The sequence below is a fragment of the Mucilaginibacter sp. BGA-UO-ETr-C110 genome (genome assembly GCF_059567985.1).
In genome coordinates this window covers 2,256,717-2,277,470 of the sequence record NZ_JCAQPB010000002.1, presented here as the reverse complement: position 1 = coordinate 2,277,470, position 20,754 = coordinate 2,256,717, and the positions used below count along the sequence as shown (strand labels likewise).

Annotated in this window: 8 protein-coding genes; all 8 read left to right on the top strand. The window is 45.3% G+C overall.

The genetic code is table 11. The features are described from left to right. The first annotated feature begins 63 nt into the window (after positions 1–63). Positions 64–243 carry a hypothetical protein gene (locus AC57BQ_RS10235; RefSeq protein ID WP_496406182.1) on the top strand — a complete coding sequence of 60 codons (180 nt, stop codon included), beginning with the start codon at positions 64–66 and terminating at the stop codon, positions 241–243. 140 nt (positions 244–383) lie between these two features. Further along, the gene (locus AC57BQ_RS10230; protein ID WP_496409501.1) at positions 384–659 is read left to right on the top strand and encodes a hypothetical protein; all 276 of its coding nucleotides are present in this window, start codon (positions 384–386) and stop codon (positions 657–659) included. Positions 660–675: 16 nt separating this feature from the next. Then, the gene (locus tag AC57BQ_RS10225) at positions 676–795 is read left to right on the top strand and encodes a hypothetical protein (RefSeq protein ID WP_496409469.1); all 120 of its coding nucleotides are present in this window, start codon (positions 676–678) and stop codon (positions 793–795) included. Positions 796–1,169: 374 nt separating this feature from the next. Further along, entirely contained in the window at positions 1,170–1,709 is a 540-nt protein-coding gene (locus tag AC57BQ_RS10220) for a phage tail protein (protein WP_496406181.1), read from the top strand. 21 nt (positions 1,710–1,730) lie between these two features. After that, positions 1,731–2,690 (top strand): methionyl-tRNA formyltransferase, encoded by a 960-nt coding sequence (locus AC57BQ_RS10215; RefSeq protein ID WP_496406180.1) that lies wholly within the window; start codon positions 1,731–1,733, stop codon positions 2,688–2,690. 68 nt (positions 2,691–2,758) lie between these two features. Next, positions 2,759–12,328, top strand: coding sequence for an MBG domain-containing protein (locus AC57BQ_RS10210; RefSeq protein WP_496406179.1), 9,570 nt, complete (start codon positions 2,759–2,761; stop codon positions 12,326–12,328). A 57-nt stretch (positions 12,329–12,385) separates the two neighbouring features. Next, the gene (locus tag AC57BQ_RS10205) at positions 12,386–13,309 is read left to right on the top strand and encodes a PorP/SprF family type IX secretion system membrane protein (RefSeq protein WP_496406178.1); all 924 of its coding nucleotides are present in this window, start codon (positions 12,386–12,388) and stop codon (positions 13,307–13,309) included. Positions 13,310–14,069: 760 nt separating this feature from the next. Beyond that, on the top strand, positions 14,070–20,753 hold the full coding sequence (locus AC57BQ_RS10200; protein WP_496406177.1) for a cellulose binding domain-containing protein: 6,684 nt from the start codon (positions 14,070–14,072) through the stop codon (positions 20,751–20,753). Position 20,754: the final 1 nt, after the last annotated feature.

Here is a 20,754-nt window from a genome sequence, read left to right as displayed (position 1 = left end):
TCCTTTATTTTTTAGCTAAATCAATTATAAATACATATTCAGAAACAACCTAAACAAATCAAAATGGAAAATACCTTAATTTTTAACCAGTACGATATGGTTATCTCATTTACGGAAGATACCATCAATACAGAGCTTAAAAAGCTCGCCTATGAAGGGACTATTAAACAGGAAATAGTTCTTTACAGGATATTTATACAAAAGTGGGTTTACATGATTTTTTTGAAATACGCAATTAATTAAACCAATGTTAACCATAAAAGTGTAAACCATGTAAACCCACTTTTCTTTAATTGAGTCAACACAAGACTATACATCAATTCGTGATTAACATAACATTAAGTATCCGAATAAATCAAAGAAAAAGAGGCTGATCATGATTTATGATACAGCCTTTTTTAATTAAAATTCCCATACAAACCGGTATTGTATTTTCAGCAGGAAAAAATGTTACGGATCATATCCGGAATTTATCATTGGATCCACAACAAACGGATGAAGACCTGCCTGAAGGATATCATTTTAATTCTCCGGAATCATTTGTTCGCTTTACTTTTCGCCTGGTAGTTAAAAAAACTGTGTACTTATTGCTGCGCTATTATGCAATAACCAAAAAGAACGGCAGATACGGAGCTTTGTTGTTTGGAACTGACTTATAAAGAAATTGCCGACAAAATGAATTTAAGCCCGCATACAATTGATAATTACAGAGAGGCCTTAATTCAAAGATTTGACATCAAGTCCAGGACAGGGTTAATTCTTTTTGCTATAAAGCATGAATTGATCAAAATTTAAGGCTTTTCAGGTCATCCAATCGTTGATTGTTTATTTTATTGTAGCTGACGTTTAACCCATCTTCAGTTGACCCGCCCTTTGATATGTGATCCAGCGAAGCGCTTTTTGTTGCTTAAGCGTTGAATAAGGGATGGTTGAAAATGGAAAAGTGAATAAAAAGAACTGGAAATAATAATATTAAATATAATTACATTTACTTATCAATAATAACCTTAACCCTATTTAATTATGAAAATCACTCAAAGCACCCCCTTGCTATTTTAGAATCATTTTGATGTACTGCTTCATGCTTTGTTAAGCATGCTGGGACATGCTATGTCTTTTTTTATATCATATAACCTAATCCAATAACCAAACCAATCACCTTTAAAATTATGGAAACTCCATTTTTAGGCACTATTTCATTATTTGCCGGCAGTTTTGCACCGCGCGGCTGGGCACTTTGTAACGGCCAGCTTTTAGCTATTTCAACTTATCAGGCACTTTTCTCTCTCCTGGGCACAGCTTATGGTGGCGACGGCGTCAGAACCTTTGCCTTACCTGATCTGCGCGGGCGTGCACCCATACACCAGGGTCAGGGCCCCGGCTTAACCAACAGAACTTGGGGCGAAAGTGCGGGGGAGGAGAACGTGACATTGATGATTGGCCAAATGCCCACGCACAACCATGCACTTAACGCAAGTACAAACACGGGAGATAACCCCTCACCCACAATCAATGTACTGGCTGTTTCGTCAGATCCTGATGTTGGTGGTGCCCCATTAAATTTTGTATCTGGAGCAAGTGTAAACACTGCAATGGCTCCTAACGCAATTGGCCCTGCTGGTGGAACCCAGCCGCATGATAATATGCAACCATATCTGGCGGTAACTTTTATTATCGCGCTGGAAGGGATATTCCCGGCCCGTAATTAACAGAATACGGCACAATAACTGATGAAAATAGGTATTGTATCCAATTCAGCAGCGCTGTATATGCCCCTGCTTTCGGTCTTATCTAACTATAAGGCGAAAGCAGGGCTCATGCTTTACGTAGGTAGTTCAACAGCGCCTCATGAGAGTGCTCCTGAAACGATCAACTATTGCAATGCTACAGGTATCGGGCTTACGTTTGAGCACGATAAAGCCGATCTTTATGACTGGCTACAGCAGCACGATATCGTTTTTTTTTCGGGTTATAGCCATATCGTCAAAATACAATACCTAAAACATATAACATACGGTGTCTATAATATTCATTTTGGTACCCTGCCGCAGTTTCGTGGACCATCCCCGGTTTTCTGGCAATTACGCAAGGGTGGACCTGAAATAGGGTTGGCCATTCATGTGCTTACAGACCGGTTAGACAGCGGGCCGATCATCTGGCAGCAAAATATCCCCAATCTACCTCATTATAATTACGACAATATTTACCAGCTGTTTGGCCAGCTGCAGGTACAAGGTGTACTGGCCATATTGAATGGAATTGACAGCGGCAACAAATTGCCCCTTACCGAACAGAATGAAAGCCTGGCGGCGTATTATCCGCGGCCTGAATTAAAAGATGTTTTTATCAATTGGCAAGAGATGAATGCAGCAGAGGTTATGGATACCATTAAAGCCTGCAGCCCCTGGAATATAGGCGCTATTTCCCTTATTAACGGACAGGAACTGAAAATAATGGATGCCTCCGTTGGCTTAGTTAATCAATATTCCTATCCACCGGGTGCTATCATTATTAATGAACACACGTTTGCGGTAGTGTGCAAAGGTGAGCGGTTGTTAAATATTAACTTTTTTAAAATGGGCAATAATTATGTGCCGGCCAGATTTACCGGTGCCTATGGTTTTAAAAGCGGGCAAAGCTTTGTAAGCAGTGTGCCGCACTTAACCCCAATAACAGCAGAAACAAACTAAAACCTAACATAAAATTATTTAAGGCCGGTGATCACAAGGCACCAGCTCTACCAAACAACCTTATTAAAATGAAAAAACATCTACTCGTTTTTTGTATAGCCCTTTTAAGTATCATGACCAGTTTGCGGACCTCGGCCCAAACTTTCGACTGGGCATGTTTCCCAACTTCGGGTACTATACTGGCCGATAATAACAACATTGCGAACCTTAACCTGACCACGGCAAATTGCAGCGTGGCTAATGGCTGGGTACTACAGTGCCAGGGAACCGGCGAACAGCGCATTCTCTCCTCGGCAATAGGTGGAAACCCCTATATAAGGATGCAAAAGGTAGGCACGGCTGCGACATTTAGCTTTGCCCGTTTCCTGACGGCATCCGGCGCTTTATTTACCTTGAAGAGCATATCGGTTACGCCGACCTCGGTAGGTGCCGCCGCCGGAGGCGATCAGGTGATCACGCTACATGCTTACAAAGGTGGGCATGAGTTAGGATCTGTGTCGACGGCAGCCCTCAGTACCATAACGCTGGTAAATATTCCGGAGTCGCAATTAGGCGCCTTTGCTAATATTGATGAAGTAAGGCTAACATCTGATAAAAGTGCCGCATTTGGTGTAGGTATTGATGATATAGTTATTACCCAGGGCGCGGTTTTACCAACATTGACCACCGGCAATCCAGCAGCTATTGCCGCTCACTCGGCCACATTAACCGGCAATGTATCATCTGACGGGGGAGCTTCGGTAACAGAAAAAGGTATAGTTTATGGGCTTACAACCAACCCTACCATTGCCGATAGCAAAATAGCCAACGGTGCCGGCACAGGAGCCATTTCGGTAAATGCCGGGGGGCTGGCAGGCAGCACCACTTATCACGTGCGCGCTTATGCTACCAATACCATTGGTACGGCTTACGGTACCGATAAAACTTTCATTACACTTGCTCCTAATCAGGCCCCGGTATTAACGGGAACTGCAGGCACCACTTTATTTTCAGGTCCGGATGCTCTTATTGATCCCGGAATTACGGTAACTGATGATGGCAACATTGTAGCTTCTGGTACAGTATCCATTATCGGTGGTTTTCACTCTCCAGAGGACGAGTTGGCATTGATGCGTGACGTATCCATGGGTGATATTGTCGGCTTTTATGACGGTGGCACTGGTATTCTCCTCTTGCAATCGCCAAGTGGTACGGCTACTATCGCACAATGGCAGGCCACGCTGCGCCGAATTGTTTACAGGAACGGGCAGCCATCTCCAACCGTAAACACCAGAACCATCAGCTTTTTGGTAAGTGATGGTAGTTTGAACAGCAATACGATCACTAAAGCGGTAAGCATTGCCCCGCCGGTTGCCGTGGCCGATAACTATAACTTTTCAACAGGCACAGCTTTAACTATTGCCGCTCCAGGAGTTTTAGCTAACGATACGAGTCCCGATGGGAGTCCGCTTACAGCCGTATTGGTAAGTGGCCCGGCTAACGGCACACTGGTTTTAAATCCCAACGGTAGTTTTACCTATACTTCAACCGGTACAGCTAACGACCAGTTTACCTACAAGGTTAACAATGGCTATATTGATGGTAACACGGTTGCGGTAACGCTCACGCATGTTAACGCTGCCCCCGTAGTGACAGGAACTGCGGGCGCAACTGTATTTTCAGGTGCGAATGCTGTTATCGATCCGGGAATTACGGTGAGTGATGACAGTGGAACTTTAAATTTTGGTGTAGTAACCATTAGCGGGGGCCTGCAGCTTGCCGAGGACCTGTTGGAATTTATCCCCAACGGAAATACAGGTGACATTACCGGCTCTTATAATACAGTGTTTGGTATACTCAACTTGCAATCGCCAAGTGGTGTGGCCACTGTTGCACAGTGGCAGGCCGCGCTGCGTGCAATAGTTTACAGGAATGGACAAGGGTCCCCAGCAACAAATGACAGAACCATCACCTTTTTTGTAAATGATGGTGCTTTGAACAGCAATACTGTAAGGAAAACGGTAAAGATTGCCCTGCCGGTAGCCGTGGCCGATAACTATAGCTATCAATCAGGCACAGCTTTAACTATTGCGGCTCCCGGAGTTTTAGGTAACGATACGAATACCGGTGCGGATCCGCTCAGCGCCGTATTGGTAACCGGGCCAACTCACGGCACGCTGGTTTTAAATCCCGATGGTAGTTTTACCTATACTTCAACCGGTGGAACTAACGACCAGTTCACCTATAAGGTTAATAATGGCAATCTTGATGGTAATACGGTTGCGGTGACGCTTATACGTGGCAACTCCTCCCCGGTAGCCGTTAACGATACTTATACAGTAACCACAAACACACCATTTAGCGGGAACGTGTTAACAAATGATACTGATCCTGATGGAGATCAACTGGTCATCTCAGCGAACTCTTCGCCTGCCCATGGCACGCTGGTTTTAAATCCCAATGGCAGTTTTACCTACACACCAAGTAGCACTATAGGCGATGATACTTTTAATTACCAGGTATGTGATAATGGAATCCCTTCTTTATGCGCTTCGGGAACGGTGGTTTTCCATGTATTGGCGCCGGGTAATACCGCCCCGGTATTAACGGCATCTGCAGGCGCAACTGTATTTTCAGGTGCGGATGCTTTTATTGATCCCGGAATTACGGTGACTGATGATGGCAGCACTTTAGCTTCTGGTGTAGTATCCATTAGCGGTGGTTTTCACTCTCCAGAGGACCAGTTGGCATTGATACCTGATGCATCCACGGGTGATATTGTCGGCTTTTATAACGGGGGGAGTGGTTTTCTCGCCCTGGGAACGCCAAGTGGTACGGCTACTGTTGCACAGTGGCAGGCCGCGCTGCGCCGAATTGTTTACAGGAATGCGCAGGGAGCTCCAACCGTAAACAACAGAACCATCAGCTTTTTGGTAAGTGATGGTCATTCGAACAGCAAAACGGTCACTAAAACGGTAAGCATTGTCCTGCCATCCATCAGTGCCGGCGGCACATTACCAGCACTCAACACCACATACGGCACGGCGTCGGCCTCCGGCACCTTCAACGTATCGGGCACGAACCTTACCGCCGGTATATTGGTTACAGCGCCGGCTGGTTTTGAGGTGAGTATCGATAACGTAACATTTACCCATACAGTTACTATCGGCTCGGGAGGTAATATTGCTTCAACACCGGTGCAGGTCAGATTGGCGGCCGGCAATAACGCGGGCACTTACTCGGGCTTTGTAGCGCTGAGCAGTGCCGGTGCAGGAGGTATAAATGTACCAACAGTTGCCAGTACAGTTAGTCCAAAAGCCCTGACCATCACTGCAAAAAATATAACCAAAACTTACGGCCAGGCCCTTACCGGCGGAGCCACAACTACGGAGTTTACCGCTGCCGGATTGGTTGGCACAGAAACCGTTGGTAATGTTACCCTTGCTTACGGAACAGGTGCTGCCAGCAATGCCGCGGTTAATACCTACACCGGTACGGTAACAGCCAGCGCCGCCAACGGCGGCACATTTAACCTGGCCAATTATACTATTAACTACATAGCCGGTAACATTGTGGTAAACAAAGCCGCATTAACCATTACGGCCAATAATAAAGGCAAGGCATTTGGCCAGGCCCTGACCGGCGGTCCGGGTTCTGTTGATTTTACATCTACAGGTTTGGCTAATACCGAAACCATAGGCAGCGTAACCATTACTTATGGTGCGGGTGCTGCAGCCGGTTCCCCTACAGGATCCTACGCCGGATCGATAGTGCCGAGCGCGGCAACAGGCGGTACATTCAACGCGGCTAATTATAATATTACTTATACAGCCGGTACACTCTCGGTTGGGCAGGCTATTTTAACGATAACAGCCAACAGCACCATCAAAACATATGGTTCGCCCGTGCCAACCCTAACGGTAAGCTATAGTGGTTTTATCGGTACCGATGATCCATCAAGCTTAACTACACAGCCCACTATCAGTACTACGGCGGTTGCCAATGCGCCGGTGAACACTTATCCAATAACAGTGAGCGGTGCGGTATCATCAAACTATACTATTGTTTATCAGCCAGGCACGCTAACGGTAACACCGGCGCCATTAACCGTTACGGCCAATAATGCCACCAAAATCTACGGCGCGAATGTTCCGCTATTGGGAGTAAGCTACAGCGGCTTTGTGGGTACAGATAATGCATCAAGTTTAACTACGGCGCCCACTTTAACAACGCCGGCAGTAACCAATTCGCCGGTGAACACTTATCCAATAACCGTAAGCGGTGCGGTATCATCAAACTATACCTTTATTTATAAGCCGGGAACACTTACGGTAACACCGGCAACATTAACTATTACAGCCAGCGACGCCACAAAAACTTATGGTTCGGCAAATCCGGCCCTGGCCGTAACTTATGCCGGCTTTGTGGGTGCGGATAATGCAGCCAGCTTAACCGTTGCGCCTACGATAAATACTACAGCTGTAAATGGTTCGCTGGTAGGTACATATCCTATTACGGCCAGTGGTGCGGTATCATCAAATTATACCTTTATTTATAAGCCTGGTATTTTAAACGTAACCAAAGCCACGTTAACCATTGCGGCTAATAATAAAGGCAAAGCATTTGGGACAGCCCTTACCGGCGGTCCGGGTTCTGTTGATTTTACCCCTACCGGTTTGGTTAACGCCGAAACCATAGGTAGCGTGACCATTACCTATGGCGCGGGTGCGGCAGCCAATGCTGTTGCGGGAACATACGCCGGTTCGATAGTGCCAAGCGCGGCTACGGGCGGCACATTTAAAGCATCAAACTATGCTATTACCTATACCGCCGGTACACTCACAGTTGGGCAGGCCATTTTAACCATAACAGTTAATAATGCCACCAAAGTTTATGGTGCGGCAATCCCTGCATTGAGCGTAAGCTATAGCGGGTTTACCGGTGGCGATGATGCATCAAGTTTAACTGTACAGCCTACTATCAGTACTGCAGCCACAGCAAATTCACCGGTAGGTACTTATGCTATTAACGCGAGCGGCGCGGTATCATCAAACTATACCATTGTTTATCAGCCGGGCACACTAATCGTAACACCGGCTCCGTTAACGGTTACTGCCAGCAACCGGAATAAAGTATACGGACAAAACCTAACCGGCGGCGCAGGTTCTACCGCGTTTACATCAACCGGGTTGGTTGGCACCGAAACTATCGGCAGCGTCACCATCACTTACGGAACAGGTGCGGCCGCAGGGGCGCCGGTAAGTACTTATACAGGCGCCATTGTGCCGGGGTCTGCCACAGGCGGTACTTTCAACGCAACGAATTATAATATCAGCTATGCTGCCGGCGACATTACCATAGGTAAAGCTCCGATCACCGTAACCGCCAATGTGCAAAATAAATTTTATGGCGACGTCGATCCTGCTTTAACCTATGCCGTCACTACCGGGGCATTGGTAGGTACGGATACATTTACCGGGGTGCTTACCCGTGCACCGGGCGAAAACGCCGGAACCTATGCTATTTTGCGGGGTACCCTGGCGCTCAATAACAATTATACGCTAACTTATGCAGGCGCTAACTTCACCATTAATAAAGCCGCTGTCACCGTAACTGCCGATCCGCAAATCAAACCTTACGGCTCGGTCGATCCGGCCTTAACCTTCAAGATCACCAACGGAGCATTAAAATTTGCGGATACCTTTACCGGTAACCTGACCCGTGTTCCGGGCGAAAACGCGGGCACCTATGCTATTCAGCGGGGCACCCTGGCAATCAGCAGTAATTACACCCTCACTTATGTTGGTGCTAACTTAACCATTAATAAGGCCGACATCACAGTAACAGCCGATGCGAAAAGCAAAGCTTTTGGTGCTGCTGATCCGCCGCTGACGTTTAAGATCACCAGCGGGGGCTTAAAATTTGCGGATACCTTTACCGGTGCGCTTACCCGTGTTGCGGGCGAAAATACAGGTACTTACGCTATTCAGCAAGGCACCCTGGCCCTCAGCAGCAATTATAACCTCATTTATATAGGCGCTAACCTCAGCATTGGCAAAACGACTATTACCGTAACCGCTGATGTGCAAACCAAAACTTATGGCGATGCTGATCCGGTATTAACTTATAAGATCACCAGCGGCGTATTGACTCCCGGGGATAAATTTACCGGCACGCTTACCCGTGTAGCCGGCGAAAACGCGGGCACTTATGCTATTCAGCAAGGTAGCCTGACACTCGGCAGCGGTTATACGCTGAATTTTGTTGGTGCAAATCTCACCATTGGTAAAGCCGCCATCACCGTAACTGCCAATGCGCAAACCAAGGCCTACGGCGACGCTGATCCGCCGCTGACGTTTAAGATCACCAGCGGGGCGTTAAAATTTGCGGATACATTTACCGGTGCGCTTACCCGTGCCCCGGGCGAAAACGCAGGCACTTATGCTATCCAGCAAGGCACCCTGGCCCTCAGCAGTAATTATAACCTCACTTATGTGGGTGCTAACCTCAGCATTGGCAAAACAACTATTACCGTAACCGCTGATGTGCAAACCAAAACTTATGGCGATGTTGATCCTGTATTAACCTATAAGATCACCAGCGGAGTATTGACTCCCGGGGATAAATTTACCGGCACGCTTACCCGTGCTCCAGGTGAAAACGCGGGCACTTATGCCATTCAGCAAGGTAGCCTGACGCTCGGCAGCAGTTATACGCTGAATTTTGTTGGTGCAAACCTAACCATTGGTAAAGCTGATATCACTGTAACTGCCGATGCACAAACCAAGGCCTACGGTGGAGCTGACCCGGCACCGACCTATAAGATCACCAGCGGGGCGTTAAAATTTGCGGATACCTTTACCGGTGCGCTTACCCGTGTTGCGGGCGAAAACGCAGGCACTTATGCCATACAACAAGGTACTTTGGCAATCAGCAGTAATTATACACTAACGTATGCAGGTTCTAACCTAACTATCGGTAAGGCTGCCATCACGGTAACCGCCGATGCCCAAATCAAGGCCTACGGCGGAGCAGATCCGGCGCTGACCTATAAGATCACCAGCGGGGCGTTAAAATTTGCGGATACCTTTACCGGTGCGCTTACCCGTGTTGCCGGCGAAAACGCAGGGGCCTATGCCATTCAACAAGGCAGCCTGGCGCTCAGCAGCAATTATACATTAACCTATGTTGATGCTAACCTCACAATAGGTAAAACAGCCATCACGGTAACAGCCGATGCGCAAACTAAAGCTTACGGCGACGCTGATCCGGCGCTGACCTACAAGATCACAAACGGTGCTTTGGTAGGTGCCGATAGGCTGACCGGTGCGGTGACACGCACTGCCGGCGAAAACGCGGGTACCTACGCAATTCAACAGGGAACGCTGGGACTCAGCAGTAATTATACCCTTATTTATGTTGGCGCTAATCTCACAATTGGCAAAGCGGCTATCACGGTAACAGCTGATGCGCAAACGAAAGCTTACGGCACCGCTGATCCGGCATTAACGTACAAGATCACCAGCGGAACGTTAAAGTTTGCGGATACCTTTACCGGTGCGCTTACCCGTGTTGCAGGTGAAAACGTGGGTACTTATGCTATTCAACAGGGCGGCCTGGCGCTCAGCAGCAATTATGTGCTGACCTATGTAGGCGCTAACCTGACCATCGGCAAAACAGCGATTACCGTAACTGCCGATGCCCAAACCAAGATTTACGGTGCAGCTGATCCTGTATTGACTTACAAGATCACGAATGGAGCATTGGTGGGCACAGATAAATTTACTGGCGCGCTAACCCGTGCAGCTGGCGAAAACGTGGGTACTTATGCCATCCAGCAAGGTACCCTGGCGCTCAACGGCAATTATACGCTTACTTATGCTGGCGCTAACCTTAGCATCAGCAAAGCAGCTATCACAGTTACGGCCAATGCACAAAACAAAGTATATGGTGCTGCTGATCCGGCCTTAACCTATGTTGTCACCACTGGTGCGTTAGTAGGTGCTGATAAACTTACCGGTGCATTAAGCCGTGCAGCCGGTGAAAATGTGGGTGATTATCCTATCCAACAAGGTACCCTGGCGCTCAGCAGTAATTATACACTTACCTATATTGGTGCTAACCTTAGCATCGGCAAAGCCGCTATTACAGCTACCGCTAATGCACAAAATAAGGTTTACGGTACCGCCGATCCGGCCTTAACCTACGTTGTCACCAGCGGGGTTTTAGTGGGTACGGATAAATTTACCGGCGCGCTTACCCGTGTTGCCGGCGAAACGGTAGGAACCTATGCCATACAGCAGGGGAGCCTGGTGCTCAACAGCAACTATACGCTCACCTACATAGGTGCAAACCTTAGCATCGGCAAAGCCGCCATCACTGTTACAGCCGACGCACAAACCAAAGCTTATGGTGATGCTGATCCGGCATTGACCTATAAGATCACCAGCGGAGCGTTGGTGGGTACAGAGAAATTTATCGGGGCGCTTACCCGCGTTGCAGGCGAAAATGTGGGTATATATGTTATTCAACAAGGCAGCCTGGCGCTCAATAATAACTATACCTTAACTTATGTTGGCGCTAAACTGACCATCACACAAAGAACATTAACGATTACAGCCAATAACTCTGGTAAAATTTATGGCTCGGCAAATCCGGCCCTGGGTGTAACCTATAGCGGCTTTGTGAACGGCGAAAATAGCAATACTTTAATCACCAAGCCGGTTATCGTTACAACGGCAACCCAGGCATCCGCAGTCGGAACTTATCCAATAACGGCAAGCGGGGCAGCTATTGCCAATTATCAAATTGTTTACGTAGCAGGTACATTAACCGTTAATAAAGCTACGCTAACCATTACGGCCGAAGATAAGAGCCGCCTGTATGGTGTGGCCAACCCAGTGCTCACCGCGGTTTACAGTGGTTTTGTGAACGGTGATAGTCAGACAGCTTTAACTAAGTTGCCGGTACTGGTCACCGTGGCTAATTCCAGTTCGCTGCCGGGCCTGTATCCTATTACGGCAAGCGGCGCAACATCGGCCAACTATACGTTTAATTATGTACTAGGCAAACTAACAGTTATAGCGCTCAGCAATGCCAAACTGATCAATCTGGTACCAACATCCGGTACGTTAACGCCTTCATTTAATTCAGATAATTTCAGTTACCGGGCGGAGGTTGATAATGAGATAAGCGGCGTACACCTTACACTTACTTTTGATCCTACAGCTACGGCTCGTATCAATGGATCTTCGGCACCGAATAACAGGCAATCATTCAATATTCCGCTTGATATTGGTAACAACACCATTACCATAGTAATAACCGCCCAGGATCATGTTACTACCAATACCTACACCCTGGTTATTTACAGGGGCGAGGATCAGAAGAATATTGTGGCCAGCAATATACTTACCCCTAATGGCGATGGTAAGAATGATACCTGGGTTATAGCGGATATTCAGCTCTATCCCAATAATACGGTAACCGTTTTTGACAAGGGTGGACGCACGGTTTACAACAAGCATGGCTATACTAATGATTGGAACGGAACCTTTGGCGGTGCTCCGCTCACCGAAGGAACTTACTATTATGTTATTGATCTGGGGCCGCAAAAGCGTCAGTTCAAAGGATTTATCACCATTGTTCACAACAGGTAAGACAGTCATAATCAGAAAAACAGGAAAAACCGCAGATCAAAAGAAATTATAAATAAAATGAAAAACCTTCAACAACATAATAATATAAGTTTTAAAAAGCCTTTGCTGTTAATGGCGCTTCTTATATGCTTTTCATTGTACAGCAGAGCACAGTTAAACCCTTTTCAATCCATGTATTTTCAGAACAGGTACCTGATCAATCCTGCTATGGCAGGCTTAGACCAGGGGCTGAACATTAATTTAGGCTATCGTCAGCAATGGACTACGTTTCCTGGTTCTCCAAAATCGCAAACACTTACAGCCGATTACAAAGCAACAGACCGGGTAGGTTTGGGTTTGAATGTAACTGACGATCAATCGGGTTTGCTTCGGCAAACCCGTGCTATGGGTACCTATGCCTACCATCTTCCACTTGGCGAGAGAAACCAAAAATTGAATTTTGGTCTTTCATTTGGTGTTAATGATGGCCGTATTGATCTAGACAAGATTGTTGGGGATGAAACGGATGAGCAGATAGCCCGGTACAACCAGGCAAAGCCCTATGTGGATGGTGATTTTGGCATAGCTTATACCAGCGATAATTTATTTTTAGAGGGAGCCCTACCCAACTTAAAAGCTACTTTTTTCAGAAACTCTATCGAACGCATAGATGTGGACAGGGTTGAGCTTTTTGCGGCCGCCAGTTACAAAATATATGTAAGTAGCGGTTATACCGATTTGCTGATAGAACCAATTACCGCTTATCGCAAAATTAAAGGTGCCAAGGATATTGTTGATGCTGGCTTTAACTTCACCATGAGCAATTACTTTATATCGTTACAAGCCATATATCATAGCAATCAAAGTACAGGCCTTGGTTTAGTGTTTGATCAAAAAGCATTTGCTTTTAATTTTACATATAACCTGGAAAATGGACAGCTTAATAGCTATACTGCTGGTGCGTTTGAATTAGGATTAAAGCTAAAACTGTTTGGCAAGTAAGGAGGATAAACCACACCAAATCGTCTTTCTACCATAAATGTATCTAATCATTCGCCAGGCAGATAGAGATAGTATATAGACACCTTAAATGCTCCTAATTTGCAAGATCATCTTGTGACCATTTATTCGCCTTTCTAAGATTGTCGAAGTAGCTATCGGAAAAGCTTATTTTTAATAGAAAAAAATGTAGCAAGTTGTCAGTTATTGTAAAACAATGATAAGGGCTTGTATTCTTAAACGTTTGACAGAAATACATAGTCAATAGGTTATGTGGGTATTCATGGCAATTTTTTTCAAGATAAAAAATGCCAAAAGCATTTTTAGTGCTTTTTTGCAGTTGAGGTAAATAAAAGCCCTGTAAATAATATTTATAGGGCTTTTATTTTGAGCGGAGAGCTAGGGATTTGCACTTATCGGTAAAAATAGCCTCAAACCGTATAAGTTAATAAAATTCAGCCAATCCAAATTCAGAATCTTTGTTTTTACCCCCTATGATTGCTCCCTGATCCCCCCTTGAGTTTCCATTTTTGAGGCGATATTTGGTTCTTGGTCTATAAATCAAAAACCAATAAACCTTACGGTGTACCTGAATTAGTGGATAAATAACAACTGTAATTTTTACGAACAAGCGAGAGAAACCATAAAGAGGGGTTGATTACTTTGATACTCAACCACTGTCACATTTATTAGGGCAGAACCAAGAGCATATGTTCAGCCTAATGCAAATAACCGATGCCTAAACCAGCATTAATATAAAAACATGAGAAAAAAATCTATCCAGTTTTTTGTTACAATTCTTGTTATACTACTTGCAAATACGAGCCTGGTGTACAGGGTATTGGCCCAAACCTTTGTGCATCCCGGAGTTCCGTTTACCCAGTCAGACCTGGACCAACTTAAGACCAATATTACTAAAGAACCATGGCTTACCGGGTATAACGCACTGAAAAGCGACTCGCATTCACAACTCGGTTATGCAATGAAAGGACCTTTTGCCACGGTGACCCGTGCCCCCAATTTAAACAATCCTGCATGGCTGGATGATATGATCGCTATTCATAACCTAGCGTTTATGTACGTTTTTACAGGCGACTCCACCTACGCCCGAAAAGCCACTAATATGCTGGATGCTTGGGCGGTTACTAATACTTCCTGGGGTGGTGGTGAAAATATGCTCGATATCGGCGACCGGGTAGCTTACTTCGTTGCCGGAGCTGATGTCTTGAGAAGTACCTTCTCTGGATGGACAACCGCTAATGATACGCATGTAAATAATTATTTCAGAAATGTTTTATACCCGACTTCATGGGTGCCTAACCCCTTAAGGGATGCAAATAAAGGAGCCCTGCAATTGGGGATAGCAGTGGGTATTGCCGCTTATCTGGGCGATCAGACACTGTGGCAGCAGGCTATTGAAGTATATCGTATGGATGCAGGCGGAGGATTACGCAATAGTTTACCTAATGGCGAGGTCGGCGATTCGGGACGTGATGATCATTGGTTTGAACAAATTCAAGCACTTGGATGGAGCGCGGAAGTAGCATGGAAGCAAGGTGTTGACTTGTTTTCAGAATTTGATAATCGTTTACTTAAAATCGGCGAATTATATAGCCAGTATAGCCAATCGCCTACGGGAACTTTATCTTTCATACCGTACGGGGCTTATGCCAGTTATTGGACCAATTGGGGAATCCCTCCCGGATATGTACACAGGCATCCGTTTAACAATATTATTAAGGGAGCGTATGCGCTGCGTAAAGGCATCCCAACCCCATATACAGAACAAATACGGACGTTGGCAGGCGAAGATGGCTTCTCCTTTTTGTATTTAAAGTCGGCAGACATCTCGCATGCCACCCCATTAACACCTGTTGTTTATCCAGCGGATCTTGCCCAACCGGTTAGTAGTCTCAGTAATATTGATATTGGCAGTACTGGTTTAACGGGTTCCGCGGCTTATAATAATGGTACCTGGACGGTGAAGGCAGCAGGGAAATCGGAATACAATGCGTGCAATTTTACTTTTCAACAGGCTAAGGGCGATGTTGGTATGATTATGAAGGTTGAAAGTAATTCAATGAATACAGCTATTACTGGTTTAATGATCCGCTCATCACTATCACCCACAGCCAATTATGTAGCTGTAGATCTGGGCGGAAACGGCAGTGTTTGGGCGACTGTAAATGGCTCCAGCGCGCAAACGTCCTATTCCCATTATCAGCCGAAAGCGCCCTGGTGGCTAAAAATAGAACGTGTAGGTAGCAGGGTATTTGCTTACCATTCTCAAGATGGCATTAACTGGACAAACCATGCAATGTATGTTATTGCGCTTCCGGCCAACACCTATATTGGTTTTTATACCATTTCCAATAATACTTCGGCTTTAAACACAGCCATACTAACCCATGTATCTGTTAACAGTACATCCCCTACAGGTTCGCCCCTTATAACCAGTGCAACCTCAGCAAACGGGGTAGTTGGTACCGTATTTAATTATACTATCACCGCAAGCAGTAATGCAACAAAATACAATGCTACAGGTTTACCTGCAGGTTTAAACATTGACACACTTAGGGGTGTCATTACAGGCACCCCGACGGCTATAGGACAAAGTGTAGTAAGTTTACAGGCTATCAATACTAATGGTACAGGAACGGCTAACCTGGTTATTAATGTAACTAGTAACACGGTCCCGGCAGCACCGGCGGGCGTTACCGCTGCGGTAACCAATGTTTCAAACATCAGCATTGCGTGGCCTGCAATAGCAAATGCAAGCAGCTATAGTGTAAAGCGTTCGCTCTCGGCAAGTGGTCCTTTTACTATCGTTCAAGATAGTATAATCAGTACCTCTTATATTGATGCATCGCCTGTACCCGAGGTTAACAATTATTATGTTGTTACTGCATTGGCAGGAACGCTGGAAAGCGGAAACTCAAATGTGGTTTTTGCATCAGTTCCGCCTGCGGCGCCAAATCAGCCCTCGGTTGTTAATAAAAGCAAAGAAATTGATTTAAGCTGGACCACCGCCTCGGGGGCCGCAACCTATAATGTAAAAAGAAGCACCGTTAGTGGTGGCCCTTATACAACTGTAGCTAATGTGTCGGGTACCAGTTACGCAGATGTAAATGTAAACAACGGAAGTCCTTATTATTACGTGATTTCGTCAGTTGGGCAAACCAAAGAAAGTGCGAATTCAGTAGAGGCATTTGGAGTTCCTGGCTCTGGTTCATATACTTGGAAAACGGCGACGGAAACCGATTCATTAAAATGGGCTGCCAATTGGCTGGAAAATGCTATTCCGGCTAGCCCGGCCATTATAACGTTCAATGCATCGGCCGATACTATTTTGACTAATGACATTAAAGGGCTGGCGGTTTCGCGGATGCAATTTAACGCAGGTACGAACAGTTATGCCATATCCGGCGATACCGTCCATTTAAGGAATGATCTGGTTAACAATGCCACAACCTCACATACCCTGAGCATGCCTGTTGTGTTGGATACTTTGCTCAACGTAAACACGATAACCAGTGGTACGGTATCCCTCACCGGAGGCATAAGCGGAAATGGAAGTTTGCTTAAAAATGGTATAGGGTATCTTTATATATCAGGAAACAATACTTATACTGGTACAACTACCCTAAATGGCAATGGGCAAAGCTGGCCTCCTGTATATGGCATGGAGGTGTCGGGCATTGGTACCGGAACACCTTCAGCCCCAACGTCAGGCCCGCTGGGCACAGGTAAGATCATTATGAACGGTGGGGCATTGTTCTCTGTAAATGGCGATGCAACCTTTTATAATGACTTTGAAATAGCCGCCGGTAAAACCAGCTATTTTTATCAAACCAGTAATGCAATAAACTTGCGGGGCAAACTTTTAGGTAGCGGCACCATTATACAGGATGGAAACGTTTATGCGGGTTTACACCTTTTTGGTGATAACAGCAATTTTACCGGCACATTCGTTTCTAAATTACGTAGCGGTAACAACCGGGTGCGTTTTGAAGTCCCCGAATCAGGTAGTGCCAAGGCCTACTGGAACCTGGATGCCAACGGGAATGACTGCCAGGGCATTCTGTTTTCAACAGGCACTATCAGTTTTGGTGCGCTTACTGGGAGAGGGGCGATCCGGACAGATGCCGGGGGCAGTCCTACAATCAGCATTGGGGCATTAAACCTTAGTACAACCTTCGGCGGGATCATGTCAGGTACTATGAATGTAGAAAAAGTAGGTACCGGCGTGCTTATTTTTACTGGAAATAACTCATACAACGGTACAACAACTATCAAAGGCGGAAAACTTCTGTTAAATAATGATCCGGCATCAGGGGTTTTTAACAGCCCTCTTACGGTAGAGGCTGGTTCGTTTGGCGGAACAGGTAAGGGTACAATGGCGGTTACCATTGGAACCGGAAGTGGAACAGGTGCAATTATTGAGCCAGGGAATCAGACCATTGGCTCTTTGATAGCTGGTTCTTTAAGCTTAAAATCTGACGCTATTTACAATGCTGAGATTGATATGGGCAGTGCAACTGGCGATAAAATAACGGTTGCCAGTGTAAGCCTGGTTAATTATCCTAAATTATCGGTAACAGGCATTGCAGGCACGTTACCATCTGGTACTTCTTATACTATTATTGATAATACAGGCAGTACTGCTATTGCCGGAATCTTTAAAGATCTGCCTGAGATGGGGTTAATTACGGTGGGCGACTACAATTTTCGTATAACCTATAAAGGCGGAACAGGTAATGATGTTCAGTTGCTAGATGATCGTACTTTACCTGTCACCATTACTAGTGCATTGGCCGATACCGTTGTTGTTGGAAAACCTTTTACCTATACTATCGGTGCAATCAAATCGCCTAATAGTTTTTCGGCAACCGGGCTTCCTGATGGGTTGAATGTTAATACAGGTACGGGAGTTATTACAGGTACTCCAACCCAAACCGGTGTTTTTCCAGTTACCCTAACTGCATCAAATGGCAGTACCACGAGCACGGTAATCCTGGTTTTAACTGTTCAAAGCAATATTGTTAGCGGATTACTGGTTGCAGCGGGAGATGCTAAAAATATAATAGAGTGGGGGCCGATATCAAATTTTAGCTATAAAATTAAACGTTCTACTACTTCCGGAGGGCCTTATAGCACTGTTGGAAATGTTAGTACTACACAGTACACAGATGTAAACGTGACTAACGGAAGTACCTATTTTTATATTGTTACTTCAGTTGACGGTACTGTTGAAAGCTCCAATAGCGCAGAAGTACTTGCAAAACCTAATATTGGCCAGAAAAACTATTATAAATTTGATGAGCAGAGCGGAATCAGGGGAATTGACGCCTGGGGCGCAAACCATGCTACACTGGCGGCTACAGCCAGCCGCGGTACCGGCAAGTACGGTCAATCGCTCCTGTTGGATGGAACAGCCAATGCTTATACAACGCTTCCATCGGGCATTATTAGTACGCTGAATGATTTCACTATTTCTACGTGGGTAAGAATGGATGCTATTACTACCTGGATGCGTGTATTTGATTTTGGGTTAAGTACTACGCAATATATGTTCTTATCGGTTCAGGCAGGTGTAACAAGTGGGAAATCGATTGTGCGTTATGCTATAAAAAACGGGTCGGCAGCTGAGCAAAATTTTAACTTTAATTATACTTTTCCGCTTAATACCTGGACTAATCTGGCAATAACCAGATCGGGCAGCACTTGCACCATGTATATTAACGGTACCGCTGTAGCGTCTACCACAGGTATCACCATTAAGCCTTCGGCGTTGGGTGCTACAAGTCTTAATTATTTAGGCAAATCGCAATTTTCTGCTGATCCTATGTTCAAAGGTTCAATTGACGAATTTAAGATCTATAGTCGTGCACTCAGTGCATCAGAAATTGCTGATGGCCTTTTGGGTGAGCAAATGATTGCCTTTAGTCCAATAACTCAGAAAGTAATAGGCGATCCGGATTTTGCCATTAATGCTATGGCAAATTCCAATTTACCGGTAAGTTACACGAGTTCGGATACTACAGTGGCCACGATAATTAATGGTAAGATACATATTAAAGGCGCCGGAATAAGTACGGTTATAGCATCTCAAACCGGTAACGAGCAGTATACAGCGGCAACCCCTATAAGCCGGACACTGAAGGTTGTACCATTGAACCTGCAGCTACAATACCAGGATGGCGATGCCGGGCAATTGACCAATAACATCATCCGCCCGTACGTAAAGATCATGAATGCCGATTCTGTAGGGGTGGCTTACAGCGAATTAACCATGCGTTACTGGCTCACTGCCGAAAACTATGCGGGTATCAACACCTGGGTTGATTATGCTCAATTGGGGAATAATAATGTAACCCTGAAATATGTTCCCTTGGTACAGCCCCGGAATGGAGCATTGGGCTATATTGAATACAGTTTTTCTGCAGTAGGTAATCTGGCAGGTAACAGCAATACCGGCCAAATACAAACCAGGTTTGCCAATCAGGACTGGGCAGATCTGAACGAAGCAGATGATTATTCATATCAAAGTAATACCAGCAATTACATCAACAATAACCACATCACGCTTTACAGGAATGGTGTGCTGGTTTGGGGAGTTGAACCCATGGTTGCGCAAGCCCTTACCAGCCTGAATGTTTCTTACCAGAATCAAAATCAGAACACCAGTAGTAATACTATCAGTACCTACCTATCTATAAATAATACCGGGAATGTACCGGTAGCTTTTGGTGACATTACTGCGCGTTATTGGTTTACTGAGGACGGAACACAAAACCTGAATTACTGGATAGATTTTGCCAAACAAGGTAATACCAATGTAAGTGGCAACTTTGTAAAAGTTAGCCCTGTACTTAATGGTGCCGATACTTACTTCGAGGTAGCAATAAATGCTTCAGCAGGAACGCTTTACCCGTTGAGTACATCGGGTTATATTCAATATCGTATTTCCAAATCAGATTGGTCAAACTTTAATGAATTGAATGATTATTCATATCTGCCAAAAGATATGATGAAGGAGAATAACCATGTTACCGTTTATTATAAAGGGCAACTAGTTTATGGAACTGAACCTTCATTAGGAACAACAGCATTAAAGAAGTCGGCGGTAGCCGCTGTTACTCCTTCGAATGTAAATAATGACGGGATAGTGGTGCAGCAGGGGCTTTCACCGAATGGAGATGGTATCAATGATTACCTGATCATTGATGGATTAGCGGCATATCCCAATAATAAACTAACAATTATGAACCGTAACGGCATTAAAATATTTGAAACAAAAGGATATGACAACAGCTCGAAAGTGTTTGACGGGCATTCCAATATCAATGGCACCATGCAGCAAGCAGGCACCTATTTTTATTCACTGGAGTATCAGACAGAAGGAGGGAATAAGTATAAAACAGGTTACATCATACTAAAATACTAAT